13 protein-coding genes and 1 pseudogene are annotated in these 13,280 nt (G+C 73.0%); 8 read left to right on the top strand and 6 right to left on the bottom strand.

The features are described from left to right. Nucleotides 1–53 precede the first annotated feature (53 nt). Nucleotides 54–485 (bottom strand): PH domain-containing protein, encoded by a 432-nt coding sequence (locus BMY89_RS18410; RefSeq protein WP_092381256.1) that lies wholly within the window; start codon nucleotides 483–485, stop codon nucleotides 54–56. A gap of 94 nt (nucleotides 486–579) precedes the next feature. Between BMY89_RS18410 and BMY89_RS18405 the strand changes: the two genes are divergently transcribed. The 6 genes and pseudogenes from BMY89_RS18405 to BMY89_RS18380 all read left to right on the top strand — a co-directional run bounded on the left by BMY89_RS18405 (nucleotide 580) and on the right by BMY89_RS18380 (nucleotide 6,304). Further along, entirely contained in the window at nucleotides 580–1,752 is a 1,173-nt protein-coding gene (locus BMY89_RS18405; protein WP_092381255.1) for a thiolase family protein, read from the top strand. Between the two features lie 86 nt (nucleotides 1,753–1,838). Further along, the gene (locus BMY89_RS18400) at nucleotides 1,839–2,831 is read left to right on the top strand and encodes a phosphotransferase (protein ID WP_092381254.1); all 993 of its coding nucleotides are present in this window, start codon (nucleotides 1,839–1,841) and stop codon (nucleotides 2,829–2,831) included. Nucleotides 2,832–3,010: 179 nt separating this feature from the next. After that, nucleotides 3,011–3,523 carry a hypothetical protein gene (locus BMY89_RS18395; RefSeq protein WP_092381253.1) on the top strand — a complete coding sequence of 171 codons (513 nt, stop codon included), beginning with the start codon at nucleotides 3,011–3,013 and terminating at the stop codon, nucleotides 3,521–3,523. A gap of 70 nt (nucleotides 3,524–3,593) precedes the next feature. Next, complete coding sequence (locus BMY89_RS18390) at nucleotides 3,594–4,283, top strand: response regulator transcription factor (RefSeq protein WP_092381252.1); 690 nt, start codon at nucleotides 3,594–3,596, stop codon at nucleotides 4,281–4,283. Then, nucleotides 4,276–5,663: pseudogene (locus BMY89_RS18385) on the top strand (sensor histidine kinase). The gene BMY89_RS18390 and the pseudogene BMY89_RS18385 overlap by 8 nt, the downstream one beginning before the upstream one ends. Before the next feature lie 56 nt (nucleotides 5,664–5,719). Beyond that, nucleotides 5,720–6,304 carry a hypothetical protein gene (locus tag BMY89_RS18380; protein WP_092381251.1) on the top strand — a complete coding sequence of 195 codons (585 nt, stop codon included), beginning with the start codon at nucleotides 5,720–5,722 and terminating at the stop codon, nucleotides 6,302–6,304. A gap of 53 nt (nucleotides 6,305–6,357) precedes the next feature. Here BMY89_RS18380 and BMY89_RS30995 read toward each other — a convergent pair whose 3' ends face one another. The 3 genes from BMY89_RS30995 to BMY89_RS18370 form a co-directional block, all read right to left on the bottom strand. Continuing rightward, entirely contained in the window at nucleotides 6,358–6,834 is a 477-nt protein-coding gene (locus BMY89_RS30995; protein WP_232521419.1) for an RICIN domain-containing protein, read from the bottom strand. Then, entirely contained in the window at nucleotides 6,755–7,957 is a 1,203-nt protein-coding gene (locus BMY89_RS18375) for an SGNH/GDSL hydrolase family protein (protein WP_232521418.1), read from the bottom strand. The genes BMY89_RS30995 and BMY89_RS18375 overlap by 80 nt, the downstream gene beginning before the upstream one ends. A 180-nt stretch (nucleotides 7,958–8,137) precedes the next feature. Beyond that, nucleotides 8,138–10,294 (bottom strand): DUF2142 domain-containing protein, encoded by a 2,157-nt coding sequence (locus BMY89_RS18370; RefSeq protein WP_092381250.1) that lies wholly within the window; start codon nucleotides 10,292–10,294, stop codon nucleotides 8,138–8,140. Nucleotides 10,295–10,418: 124 nt separating this feature from the next. Between BMY89_RS18370 and BMY89_RS18365 the strand changes: the two genes are divergently transcribed. Beyond that, entirely contained in the window at nucleotides 10,419–11,126 is a 708-nt protein-coding gene (locus BMY89_RS18365) for a glycosyltransferase family 2 protein (RefSeq protein ID WP_092381523.1), read from the top strand. A 33-nt stretch (nucleotides 11,127–11,159) separates the two neighbouring features. On the opposite strand, the gene BMY89_RS18360 is transcribed toward BMY89_RS18365, so the two are convergent. Next, a complete protein-coding gene (locus tag BMY89_RS18360; protein ID WP_092381522.1) occupies nucleotides 11,160–12,050 on the bottom strand; it encodes a transketolase family protein in 891 nt (296 codons plus the stop codon). 2 nt (nucleotides 12,051–12,052) lie between these two features. Beyond that, entirely contained in the window at nucleotides 12,053–12,778 is a 726-nt protein-coding gene (locus BMY89_RS18355; protein ID WP_092381249.1) for a transketolase, read from the bottom strand. A 46-nt stretch (nucleotides 12,779–12,824) separates the two neighbouring features. Between BMY89_RS18355 and soxR the strand changes: the two genes are divergently transcribed. After that, the gene (gene soxR / locus BMY89_RS18350; protein ID WP_092381248.1) at nucleotides 12,825–13,262 is read left to right on the top strand and encodes a redox-sensitive transcriptional activator SoxR; all 438 of its coding nucleotides are present in this window, start codon (nucleotides 12,825–12,827) and stop codon (nucleotides 13,260–13,262) included. Nucleotides 13,263–13,280 lie beyond the last annotated feature (18 nt).

Here is a 13,280-nt window from a genome sequence, read left to right as displayed (position 1 = left end):
CGGCCGGGCGAGAGGCGTCGTCGTCCGCCACGCCGGCCGGGTCACGGCCGGTGTCAGTCGGTAATGGGTCGGGCGGCGGCCAGCGCGTCGGCGACCTCGACGGGGTCGGCGCCGAGGTCCTGCCGGCTGAACAGGTGCAGTGACTCGCCGGCGTCGACCTCCAGTACCGGCCCACCCAGCCCTCGCCCTGCTCGGCGGTCCACCCGGATGGTCTCGATCGCCGACCAGGGCAACCGTCGCCGTCCGGTCCACCCCGACGGCACGGTGATCCCGTCCGCGTCCACTTCGAGCCGGACCGGGGTGAGCAGATCCCGTGCGCCCCAGACGGCGAGGGCGACGGCGGTCAGTCCGCCGAGCACCGGCCGGAGCACGTCACCGTCGGCCAGCAGCAGCCCCAGGGCGAGCACGCCGGGCGCTCCGATCAACTTGAGGATCGGCAGGCTCGGGCGCACCCGCCACTGTCTCGGCACCGTCTCGAAGGGCACCCGAAAAGCATGCCAGCGCGGCGGGCCGACGGCACGCCGACGGTGTCAGCGCGGCGGCGTAGGATCGGGACAGCCAAGTTACCGGGGAGTAGACATGAGTGACGCGGTTATCGTCGGTGCGGTGCGTACCCCGGTCGGGCGGCGCAAGGGCAGCCTGGCCACGGTGCACCCGGTAGACCTGTCGGCGCACGTGCTGCGCGCCCTCGCCGAGCGCACCGGGGTCGATCCGACCCAGGTGGACGACGTGGTGTGGGGCTGCGTCTCCCAGGTGGGTGAGCAGTCGTGGAACGTCGCCCGCAACGCCGTGCTGGCCGCCGGCTGGCCCGAGTCGGTACCCGGCACGACGCTGGACCGGCAGTGCGGTTCCAGCCAGCAGGCCCTGCACTTCGCCGCCGCCACGGTGATGTCCGGGCAGGCCGATCTGGTGGTCGCCGGTGGGGTCGAGTCGATGACCCGGGTGCCGATGGGCTCCAGCGTGGCCGGCGGGATGCCGTTCAGCGAGCAGATCCTGGCCCGCTACCGGGGCGTCGAAGGGGTGGCCGAAGACTCACCGCTGCCGTTCAACCAGGGCGTCGGCGCGGAGCTGATCGCCCAGCGGTGGCGACTGTCCCGCTCACAGCTCGACGAGTTCGCGCTGGCCAGCCATGAGAAGGCCGCCGCGGCACAGGACGCCGGGGCGTTCGAGGCCGAGTTGGCCCCGGTGTCGCTGGCCGACGGCGGCAAGTTCGCCGCGGACGAGGGCGTGCGCCGCGACACCTCACTGGAGAAGCTCGGCGAACTGCCCACGCCGTTCCGCCCGGACGGCGTGGTCACCGCCGGTTCCGCCTCGCAGATCTCCGACGGCGCCGCCGCGCTCGCCGTCACCACGAGCGAGTGGGCAAGCCGGCACGGACTGCGTCCGCTGGCCCGCGTACACACCGCGGTGGTCGCCGCCGACGACCCGGTCACCATGCTCACCGCGCCGATCCCGGCCACCGCGAAGGCGCTGCGCCGCGCGGGGCTGGGCATCGAGGAGATCGGGGTGTACGAGGTGAACGAGGCATTCGCCTCGGTGCCGTTGGCCTGGTTGGCGGAGACCGAGGCGGACCCGGAGCGGCTCAACCCACGGGGCGGTGCCATCGCCCTCGGGCACCCGCTAGGCGGCTCCGGTGCCCGGATCATGACCACGATGCTCGCCCACATGCGCGACAACGGCATCCGGTACGGCCTGCAGACCATGTGCGAGGGTGGCGGAATGGCCAACGCCACCATCGTCGAGCTGCTCTGACCGGGCGGAGTCGACCCGCTGTCCGGCGGCCGGCCGGGGTGCGAAACCTGGTCGCGTAGATGCGGTGCCCGGGTTAGCTTGCCCCGGTGACCGCCACCGCCGTGCCGCACACCGACTGGACCGACCCGCAGTGGCGGGCCGACGCCCTCGACTGGGTCACCCAGGCGCTCGCCGGCACCGGTCGCCGGGTCACCGGCCCGGCCGAGCCCCGGGTCCGGCCCTGGTCGCTGGTCTGGCGGGTGCCCACCGACGCCGGTGACGTGTGGTTCAAGGCGACCTCGCCGGGCACGGCGTACGAGGCGGCGCTGCTCGCCGCGCTGGCTCGGCTCGGGCCCGGACGGGTGCTCGATCCGATCGCGGTGGACGTCGGGCGGGGCTGGTCGTTGCTGCCGCACGGCGGCCCGACGCTGCGCGAGGTGGCCGGCGGCGACCTCGCCCGCTGGGAAGGCGTGCTGTCCGAGTACGCCGAACTTCAGCGGATCACGGCCGCGCACATCGACGAGCTGCTCGCCCTCGGTGTGCCCGACCACCGTCCCGAGGTGTTACCGACGCTCTTCGCGGAGCTGCTCGACGACCGGGAGGCGCTGCTCCTGGGGTCACCGGACGGGCTGACCGCCGAAACCCACGATCGGCTGCGTGCCCTGCTGCCCGGGTACGCGGGCCGCTGTCGGTGGCTGGCCGAGAGCGCCATCCTCCCCACGATCCAGCACGACGACCTGCACGACGGCAACGTCTTCGTGGCCGCGGACGGCCACCGCTTCTTCGACTGGGGGGACGCCTCGGTGGCCCATCCGTTCGGCAGCCTCCTGGTCGCGCTGCGGTCGATCGCCCACACCACCGGGCGGGACCAGGCCGACCCGGCGCTGCGCCGACTGCGGGACGCCTACCTGGAGCCGTGGACCGACCGCCACGACCGGGGCGCGCTGCACGAGTTGGCCGAGGTGGCCGCCGGGGTGACGATGGTCAGCCGCGCGCTGTCCTGGCGTCGCGCCCTGGCGACCACCGACCCGGGCCGCGCCGAGTACGCCGCCGCCGTGCCGGGCTGGCTGGCCGAACTGCTCCTCGCGGAGCCCGGCTGACCTTGCTAGACGCCCGGCTGACCTGCCCCGGACGCCCGGCTGACCCGGTCGGACGCCCCGCTGACCTGCCCGGACGTGCGGCCGGCCGACCCAGCCCGGCCGGCCGGCCGTAACGTGGAATTTGCAAAAAGCATGTCGACGGGCCACGTCACCCAACGAGCATCATCGTTGGGCAGGGCATGGACGTCTTCTCCCGAACGTTCCTTCCGGCCGCGGCCGAAGCCGGTCTGGCGGTGCAGACAGCCAGCCGGCACATGCCGGTGTTCCGTCGCTGTGTGGGTTCCGGCGACGCCACCATTCTGGTCACCCGGTGCAGCCGGCCCGACCGCCCGCTGATCGGGGATCATCTGCTCCTGCTCACCCACCGGCGGCTCGTCATCACCCGGCAGACCCGGGTGCTGCAGCGGCTCCGGCTGCATCTCAACACCGAGTTGCGCGAGCTGAGCCACGTCACCTGGAGCCCCGATCCTCGACTGCGCTGCGTCGAGCTGGCCGCCACCGCCATCGACGGCATCCGTGAACGGTTCCTGATCCGGGCCCAGCATCCGAAGCAGGTGTGGCAGCTCGACGCCCTGCTCAACCAGGCCTTCCGGGCCCGGGTACGCAGCGTCGCGCCCAGGATCGTGGCCAAGGTCGCCGAAGCTCCCGCCGCTGTCCGGCCCACCACCTTCCGGCCCGTCGTGGCCGGCTGACCGGGTGTTCTTACCGGATCCGAACATGGCCTGACACCGCCCGGCCCCGCCGATCGGCAATCATGGGCCGGTGACCGTCGAGCACCCGCGGCGTGGGCTGGTCCTCGTGGTGGAGGACGAGCCGAGCATCGCCGACCTGGTTCGGCTCTACCTGAGCCGGGACGGCTTCGGCGTACACGTCGAACACGACGGGACCGCCGGTCTCGCCGCCGCCCGCCGGCTGCGCCCGGTGGCCTGCGTGCTCGACATCGCGCTGCCTGGCCTGGCCGGCACCGAGATCTGCCGGCGACTGCGGGAGACCGGCGACTGGATGCCGGTCATCTTCCTCACCGCCCGCGACGACGAGGTGGACCGGATAGTCGGCCTGGAGTTGGGCGCGGACGACTACGTGACGAAGCCGTTCAGCCCGCGCGAACTCGTCGCCCGGGTGCGGGCCGTGCTGCGGCGCACCACCGGCCCGCCCGATTCCGCACAACCGGTCGTCCTCGGCCGGGTCACCCTCGACACGGGCCGCCGCTCGGTCACCGTGGACGGCTGCCCGGTGCAGCTGACCTCGACCGAGTTCGACCTGCTGGCCCACCTGATGACCCGACCGGGGCGGGTCTTCACCCGGGAGGAGCTGCTGGCCGGAGTCTGGGGGTACGCGGCACACGCCGGTACCCGGACCGTCGACGTGCACGTGGCGCAGGTCCGGGCGAAGCTCGGCCCGGTGAGCGTGATCCGTACCCACCGTGGCGTCGGGTACGCCGCCGATGGTTGACCGTCCGGGGCGTACCCTGACCGCCCGCGCGGTGCTGGTGACCTGCGCGGTGGCGTTGGTGTCGGTACTGGTCACCGCGTTGGTCGCGGTGCCGGTGGCGGTTCGTGCCGCCGAGCGGCGCGACCAGCGGGCGCTGGCCACCCAGGCGCAGCTCGCCGCGGAGCTGCTGCGGGCGCGCCCCGGCCGGGTCCGGGAGCTGGCCGGTGAGCGGCTGGTCCGGCAACTCGACACCCAGGGCGTCACCATCTACCTGATCTCGGGCGGTGCCGTCGACCGCCCCGGCCTGCCCGCCCAGCTGGTGAACCGGGTGGCGGCCGGTCGCGACGTCTCCGGCCGGCGACCGGTCGCCGGGCAACGGGCGCTCGTCGAGGGGCGGGCGCTGCCCGGCGGTGACGGCGTGGTGCTGACCCGGCGGGCGGGTGCCGGGATCTGGCGTCAGGTGCTGCGCGGCCTCTGGCTGCCGCTGCTGGCGGGACTGGCCGCCGGGGCGGTCGCCGGCTGGTTGCTCGCCCGTCGGCTGGCCCGGCCGATCCGACGGGCGGCGACCGCCGCTGCCCGACTGAGCGCCGGTGATCGCTCCGTGCGGGTGCCGGTGGAGTCGCCGGCGGAGGTGGCCGACCTGGCGTACGCCCTGAACGGGCTGGCCGCCGCGCTCTCCACCAGCGAGGGGCGACAGCGGGAGTTCCTGCTCTCCGTCTCGCACGAGCTGCGTACCCCGCTGACCGCCATCCGGGGCTACGCGGAGGCGTTGGCGGACGGGGTGGTCGAGCCGTCGGCGGCGGCCGACACGGGCCGGACCATGCTGGCCGAGGCGCGGCGTCTGGACCGGTTGGTCGCCGACCTGCTCGCGCTGGCCCGCCTGGAGGCGGTCGACTTCCCGCTCGAACCGGTGCCGGTCGACCTGGTCGGGCTGGCCACCGACGCGGGCCGCACCTGGGCCGACCGGTGTGTCTCGGTCGGCGTGCTGTTCCGGCTGGAGGTACCGCAGCTGCCGGTGCTGGTCCACACCGATCCGGGGCGGATCCGGCAGGTGCTCGACGGGCTGCTGGAGAACGTGCTGCGGGTCGTACCGCCGGGGGCGCCGGTGATCCTCGCGGTCCGGCCGGCCGGTGCCGACCCGGCGGCCGGTGGCGCGATCGAGGTTCGCGACGGCGGGCCCGGACTGACCGACGAAGACCTGGCGGTCGCCTTCGAGCGCGGCGCGCTGCGCCAGCGCTACCAGGGGCTGCGCAAGGTCGGCAGCGGGCTCGGGTTGGCGCTCGCCGCCGGCCTGGTCCGCCGGCTGGGCGGGGAGATCAGCGCCGGCCACGCACCGGAGGGCGGGGCCGCGTTCACCGTCCGGCTGCCGGGAATCCTTACCTGACTCGAACAGCGGCCTGACGGTCGCCTCATCCGACCGGGTCACGCTGGTGCCCTCACGGACGAGAGGACGAGACATGGCACGCAGGGGATCCGTCACCGCTACGACCGCGCTGCTCGTGGCGGTGGCGTTGGCCGCCGGCGGTTGCGGGGTGGCCCAGCCCGGTCGGGACGTGGCGCAGGAGACCGCCGTCGAGGTGGTCGCGGCAATGGGCGCGGAAGGCCAGGCACTCGCCGCGCTCGGATTCGACCCCGCAGAGCTGGACCCGGAGGCCGCCGCGCCTACGCCGTCGGAGTCGGCCGAGGGCAGGACCCGGCAGGAGCGCGTCGAGGAGTTGCGTAAGCGCCGCGCGGCCCGGGTGCTGCTGCGCAAGAACACGCTGCACGGCGAGGCGGTGGTGCAGACCCGTGACGGCGGTACGAAGACGATCGCCGTGCAGCGTGGCGAGGTGACCGCCCTCGACGGCGACACGATGACCGTGAAGTCGACCGACGGCTTCACCCAGACCTGGACCCTCGCCGACGACCTGCGCGTGATCGAGCGGCGCAAGTCGATCGCGGCGACGGACGTCAAGGTCGGCACCAAGCTCGGCGTCGCCGGTGCCAAGGACGGCGACCAGGCATCCGCCCGCCTGATCGTCATCCCCCTGGACGGCAACTAGCACCGGGGTGGTCTGGAGCGGCCGTCCCGTTCTGGCGACGGCCGCTCCTCGTACTAGTACACCCGGGACCCGATGAAGTCGTCCCGCCCGTACCCGACGGGCTGGGCGAACGACCGGGACTCGAACGACCACTGCTGCCGCGAACTGCTGGAGCAGTTGGCCAGCCGCAGCCGGGGCGTGCCCAGCAGGGGGTTGTCGAAGGCCAGGCAGAGGCCCGTGTCACCGGCGGCGCGCAGCTGGTTGCCGGAGAGCAGGAACTGCTGGTTGGTGCCGCCGTGGCAGTCGTAGATGTTGACCGCCGCACCGGAGCGCAGCGTGCCCCCGGAGACGTCCAGGCACCGGTCGTGGGAGAGCTCGGAGTGCAGCGACTGCCGGGTCGGGTCGTACCAGAAGCCCTGGTTGCGCCCGCCGTGGCAGCGGTACGGCTGCTGGACGGTGCCGTTGCGGGAGTCATACCCCTTGCCGTCCACACAGGTGCCGGTGGCGGCGTTGCGCAGCTGCTTGAACTCCAGCACTCCGTTGTAGAGCACACCGTTGCCGGTGCTGGCCGGGTCGACGCAGGTGCCCCGCTGCTGCCCGGAGGCGTAGAACTGGGTGATGCACTGGGCGAACATGCCGTGCCCCCGGTAGTTCGGGTGGAACGACTGGCGGGCCCGCGTTCTCGTCCCAGACGCCCAACTCGATGTAGAGGCCGCGGACCGAGGTGCTGTCGGTGCAGACCTCGTGGCCGTGGAACAGCCGGCTGGCGTCGAGGTACCGGGTGCCGGTGTTCGCCGCCGCCGCCCGCAGCGCCGACTCGAACAGCGGCACCGCCTTGTTCCGGGCGAACGCGGCGTCGGCGAGGTAGAGCAGGCAGCCGCCGGAGTACCAGCCGGGGAAGTTCGGGTTGTCCTCGACGTCGGGGCTGGCCGGGCTGGAGTACGACATGAGCACCAGCTCGTAGTCGGAGTTCAGGTAGCCGGCGTTCGTCATGGTCTGGCGGATGTCGGTCAGCGCCTCCTCGACGGCTCGGCGGCTGCCGTCGGTGCGTACCGTCCACTGGTCGGTGTAGGTGGGCCAGCAGGGGCCCTGGAAGAAGACGCGGCGGATGGCGCAGTCGGTGGCCACCGGGCCGAACTGGATCGTGCCGTCGCCGTTGGCGCCGACGACCACCCAGAGCAGCTTGATGTGCGTGTTGCGCGCCTTGATGGCGAGATGGTCACCCTGGTTCAGCTCGTTGTGCTGGGTAGGGCCGCCCACGATCAGGTTCCACGGGGTGGCACCCGAGCAGGCGATGTTGTAACGCTCGTCGGCGGTGATGCCGGTGCGGAACACCGCCTGGTCGTACGAGCGGTCGCACCAGTTGCCCGGCTGGTGGGTGCCGGGCACGTAGTTGCCCACCCCCTCGCCGGAGATCTGGCTGTCGCCCATGGTGATCAGCGCGGTGCGGCGCTGTTCAATCGGGCGGATGCCGGGTGCGCCGTAGAGCGCGGTGGCCTCGGCGGCTCGGATGGTTTCCAGGTGGGCGGGGAGTGGCTGGACGGCGGGGCGGTCGGCTGCGGCGGCCGGTGTGGCCGTGGACAGCATCGGCAGGACGAGAGCAGTGGCGAGGACGGCGACCTGGGCGAGCCGCCGTCGATGCCCCCGTTCGCGACTGGCAGGGGTACCAGACATCGACGCACTCCTTTCCGCTCGATCGCGGGACGTCGATCGAGTTACCGGACGGTAACGCGTGGGATGCAGGTATGTGAATGGGTCTCGGAAACGTTGCGCGCAGCGTCGAACCGGGCCAATGGGGCAGGTCGTGGCCGGTCGGACGGTCGAGCCGCCCGGCGTGAGCGGCCGCCGACCCGGTCAGCCCTGCCCGGGCAGGGCGTATCCGACGTAGCTGCGGAACTCCAACCGCCAGCCGGGCGGTAGCAGGTCCGCGCAGAGATCGCGGCTGCCGGTGCAGACGATCGCGTCCACCGAGGCAGGGTCGGTTGCCGGTCGGTCCTCCAGGACGGACTGGAGCGCCAGCAGTTCGGGGGAGCCGCCGTCGGCGTCGCGCAGCAGCAGCCACCAGGGGTACTCCCAGTCGTCGTTACGCTGCGACAGGCCGATCCGGCGAGCATCGGCGGCCCGGACCGCGTCGGCCGCCCAGCGGTACTCCTGCGCCCACTGGGGCCGCCGCAGGAAGCGCGACTCCCACTCGGTGGTGGTGAAGACCGAGCCCGCGCCGACCAGCCGGCGTGGGAAGCCGTACGACACCGCCAGCACCCCGGCCAGCGCGCAGGTGGCCAGCACCGTCACGGCGAGCGTCGCCGCCACCGGCCGCCGCCCACGGCGGCCCGCCGTGCCCCCGATGTCTGCCGTACCGTCGCCCGGCCCGCCCTCGGCGGGCGTCGCGGCGCGGCTGTCCTCTGCGGGCGTTGCGGCGCGGCTGTTTTCGGTGGGCGTTGCGGCGCGGCCCGCGCGGCGGAAGACTCCGTCCAGCCAGAGCCCGGCCAGCGGTACCGACACCGCCAACGCGTAGAGCAGCAGCCGGTTCCCCCACGGCTGCCACTTGATCATCGCCGTGTGCAGCAGCACCGCCACCACCACGACCAGGGCGTACGCGCGCAGCGCCCCCGCCGTCTCCGGGCTGATCCGCGCCGGCCGGCGTAGCGCGGCCACGGCGCCGATCAGTGCCAGCGCGCCGGCCAGCGGAAAGGCCACCCGGTCCTCGTCGGGATACCAGGACGGCTCCGGGAAGTTCTCCCGTCCGAAGGTGATCGCCCGGTCCTGTGGGTCCACCCCGATCAGCCCGGCCACCGCGATGATGGCCTCGGCGGTGACCTCACGCACCGGGGCCAGCGGGGTGTCCAGTGCGGTGTGTCCGATGCGGAGCGCGTTGACCAGCACCGAGGCCGGGTCGTGCCGCTCCATCGGCACCGACTCGCGCAGCCGCTCGGGCCCGAGGGGATGACCGAACTCGGCGTACACCCGGCTCAGGAACGGGCCGACCACAACGGCGGCGACCAACAGGATCAGGGCCGAGGCACCGACCGTACGGGCGGTCGCGGCGACCGGGACCCGGCGGCGCGGGACCGGCCGGTCCGGGTACGCCTGGCGTAGCTGGCCCAGCCCCCAGAGCACCAGCAGCGGGCCCACCGCGAGCAGGCCGCTGGTCTTGGTGAGGGCGGTCAGCCCGGTGGCCGCCCCGAGGGCGAGCAGCTCGCCCACGCCGGCCTGCCGGCGCAGCCCGTCCAGCGCGAGGGTGGCCACGCAGGCCACCCAGGCGGCGCAGACCAGGTCGGTCTGGGTGCTGGTCGACTGGAGCGTCACCATCGGCGTGGTGGCCAACACGAAGACGGTGAGCAGCTGGGCCCGCCGGCCACCGCCGAGCTGGGCGGTCACCCGAGCCACCGCCAGCAGGCAGACCAGACCGGCGGCCCACTGGACCAGGTTGTACAGCGCGTCCCCGCCGGTGAAGAGGCGCAGGTGCAGCAGCAGGTACTCGGCGCCCGGCGGAATGGTCACCTGCCGGTGGATCGCGGTCGCCCAGAACGACAGGTCGCCCTGGGCCACCCAGCGCTCCACCTTCGGCAGATGGTAGGTCTGCGAGTCGAAGTTGTTCGGCGCGGCCAGCAGGCCGACCAGCAGGCCGACCAGGAGCAGCCCGCCGACGGTGCCGGCGAGCAGCCGCTCGCCCCGGCCCGCCGTACGCCAGAAACCGGTCAGCGCGGCGGCAGGGATCGTGGCCGGTCTCCGGCCGGCGCGGGCGTCGGCCCGGCGGCGACGCGCGGCGGCCACCGCCGAGACGGCCAGGAAGAGCAGCCAGGCCGCCGCGAACGTGGGTGCGGTCAGCAGCCGCAGCGCGCCCAGTATCTCGACGGTCAGCACCGCGAAGGCTCCGACCGCGAGCGTCGCTCGGATCACCGCGAGTCGCCGTGGTGCCGTGGTGTCCACGGTATGCGGCCGTAACGCCACGGTGAGCAGGGCGAGCGAGGCGACGGGAGCCAGGACGAGCGGGAAGCCGGCGGCCGACATGGCCGGAAGTAAACACCATCAGTCTGAGCGCCCGGCCGTCGATATCCATCGGTGGTCGCTGCCACCAGGCTGACCTGCCGGGCTAGGCTATGGCCGACATATTGCCGCCATCGTGGAGATTCCCGTGAAGCTGTCGATCCTCATGCCGGTCTACAACGAGGAAGAACGCATCGCGGATGCCTTGAAGCAGGCGTTGGCGGTGGAGTATCCGTGCGAGATCGAGCTCGTGGTGGTCGACGACGGCAGCCGCGACGGTACCGGCGAGATCCTCGGCCGGGCCGACGACGCTCGGCTGCGGGTGATCACGCATCAACGCAACGCGGGCAAGGGGGCGGCCATCCGGTCGGCGGTCGCGAACGCCGAGGGCGAGTACATGGTCATCCTCGACGCCGACCTGGAGTACGACCCGCAGGACATTCCCACGCTGCTTGCTCCGGTGCTCGACGGCCGGGCGACGGTGGTGTACGGCAACCGTACCTTCGGCAGTCACAGCGCCTACAGCTTCTGGTACGTGATGGGCAACAAGGGCGTCACCATGGCGGCGAACGTGCTGTTCAACTCCTACATCGGCGACCTGGAGACCTGCTTCAAGCTGATGCCGGTCGCGCTCTACCGCTCGTTGGACATCCGCTCCCGAGGCTTCGGCATGGAGGCCGAGGTGACCGGCAAGCTGCTGCGCCGCCGCATCCGGCCGTACGAGGTGCCGATCAGCTACCGCGCCCGGGGCCGCGAGGAGGGCAAGAAGATCACCTGGCGGGACGGCGTGGAGGCGATCTGGATCCTCGGCCGCGAGCGCACCCGCCGCCGCCCCGGCGGTGCTGCCGCATCCTGACCGTCGGGCCGACCCATGCTGGCCGACTCCGCCTCACACCAGGGCGGGGGAGAGAAAGCCGGTCAGCGAGCGACGCAGCCCCGCCGCGTCCAGCCCGTGCCAGCGGTTGTGGTCCTCGGCCGATCCGTACCGCCGCAGCTCCTCCCGCCCGACCCCGAGCGTGAGCAGCCGGTGCGCCCGGTCCGCGAGCGCTGCGGTGACCACCCGGGCAGAGGTGCCCGCCAGGTAGGGCTCGACCAGGATCACCTCGGTACCGGCGAGTGCCCGTACTCCGTCGGTGTCCAACGGGCGTGGCCGGTGGGTGTACGCCACGGTGACCGGCAGGTCCGCCGCCGCAGCGAGGGCCGCGTCCAGCACCGGCCCGACCGCGACCAGCAGCGCCGCGCCGGGCCCGGCGTCCCGCAGCACCACGAGCGCGCCGTCGCCCGGGTGCGGATGAGCGTTGCTCAGGGTGGACAGCCGCAGGTACGCCGAGGTGTCGGCGGCCACCGTGGCGCGCAGCAGACCGGGCACCTCCGCCGGGTGCCCCGGCACGTGCACGGTCCAGCCGGACAGGGTGTCGAGCAGCGCGACGTCGGCCGGACTGAGGTGCGTCCGCCCGGCCGCCGCCCGGTCGTACGAGGCGCCCACGCTGACCAGCACCGCGCTCGCCGCCTGGTGGTCGAGGTCGAGCTTGATCTGCTCGTACGCCCGCTCGACGAGGAACGGCGCGTAGCTGTGCACGATCGGGCGCAGCCCGGTCAGCGCCAGCCCGCCGGCCACGCCGAGCATCAACTGTTCCCGGATACCGACGTTGAGCACCCGGTCGGGGTGCAGTCGGGCGGCCGGGGCGAACGCCTCGGCGGAGATGTCGGCGAGCACCAGGGCGGTACGCGGGTCCTCGGCGAGCAGCGTCGTGGTGGTGTCGATGAAACGATCCCGCATGATCACTCACTCTCGATGACGGCGACGACGAGGTGCGGCCGGTGGCCGTGGTGTCCGGTCAGGGCGGTGTGCAGGGCGGCGTGGTCCCGCCCGTCGACCGTGGCGGCGGTCCACCCGTTGACCGTGAATCGGGTGGCCGGACCGCCCGGCCAGCCGTGCGTGGCGGAGGAGTTGTCGACCACGATGGCGGTCAGGTTGGCAAGTTCGACGGCGCCGGCGTACGCGATCGCCTCGTGGTTGGCGCCCTCGTCCAACTCGGCGTCACCGAGCAGCACGTACACCCGGGGTTCGAGCAGGCCCTGGGCGCGCAGCCCGAGAGCGGTGCCGACGGCCAGGCCGAGACCGTGTCCGAGCGAACCGGAGCCGATCTCCACTCCGGGTACCAGCGTCCGGTCCGGGTGGTCGCCGAGCCGGCTCTCCGGCCCGCCCTGGTCGTCCAGCCAGTCGGGCGGGACGAAACCCTTCGTGGCGAGCACCGCGTAGTAGCCGGCCACCGCGTGACCCTTGGAGAGCAGGAACCGGTCGCGGTCGGGGTCGTCGACGGTAGCGGGGGTGATCCGCAGGATCCGGTCGTAGAGGACCCAGAGCACGTCGAGGGTCGAGTGGACGTTCGCGCCGAACTGCCGGCCGGCGCGGACGCGTTCCAGCAGCGGTGCGACCGGGCGCCGGCCGTCGAGCGGCGCGGCGGCCTCGGCGATCCGTGTCGTGGTGGTGGCGAGTGTGGTCATGCGGATAGCCTGCAAGTTCAAGCGAGGTTCAACTCAAGGCGATGTGATGCAGGAATCGTTGACCATCGGTCAACTCGCCACCCGCAGCGGGGTCGCGCAGTCGGCCCTGCGCTACTACGAGCGGCTGGGCCTGATCCGGGCCGACCGCACCGGCGGCAACCAGCGTCGTTACCACCGTGGCGAGCTGCGCCGGGTGGCGTTCATCCGGATCGCCCAGCAGGTCGGCATCCCGCTTGCGGAGATCCGGTCCGCACTGGAGTCGCTGCCCGCCTCCCGTACGCCCACCGCTGAGGACTGGGCGCGCCTCTCCACCGCCTGGCGGGCCCGCCTGGACGAGAAGATCAGGCTGATGACCCGGCTCCGCGACGACCTGGACGGCTGCATCGGCTGCGGCTGCCTGTCGCTGCGCCGCTGCACCCTCTACAACCCGGGCGACACGCTGGCCGGCGAAGGACCCGGTGCCCGCCTCACCCTGCCGCAGTGAGGCTGCCCAGCCCGGTCC

It is taken from the genome of Micromonospora phaseoli, assembly GCF_900109115.1.
Classification (GTDB): Bacteria; Actinomycetota; Actinomycetes; order Mycobacteriales; family Micromonosporaceae; genus Micromonospora; species Micromonospora phaseoli.
This window is presented reverse-complemented; position numbering and strand designations above follow the sequence as displayed.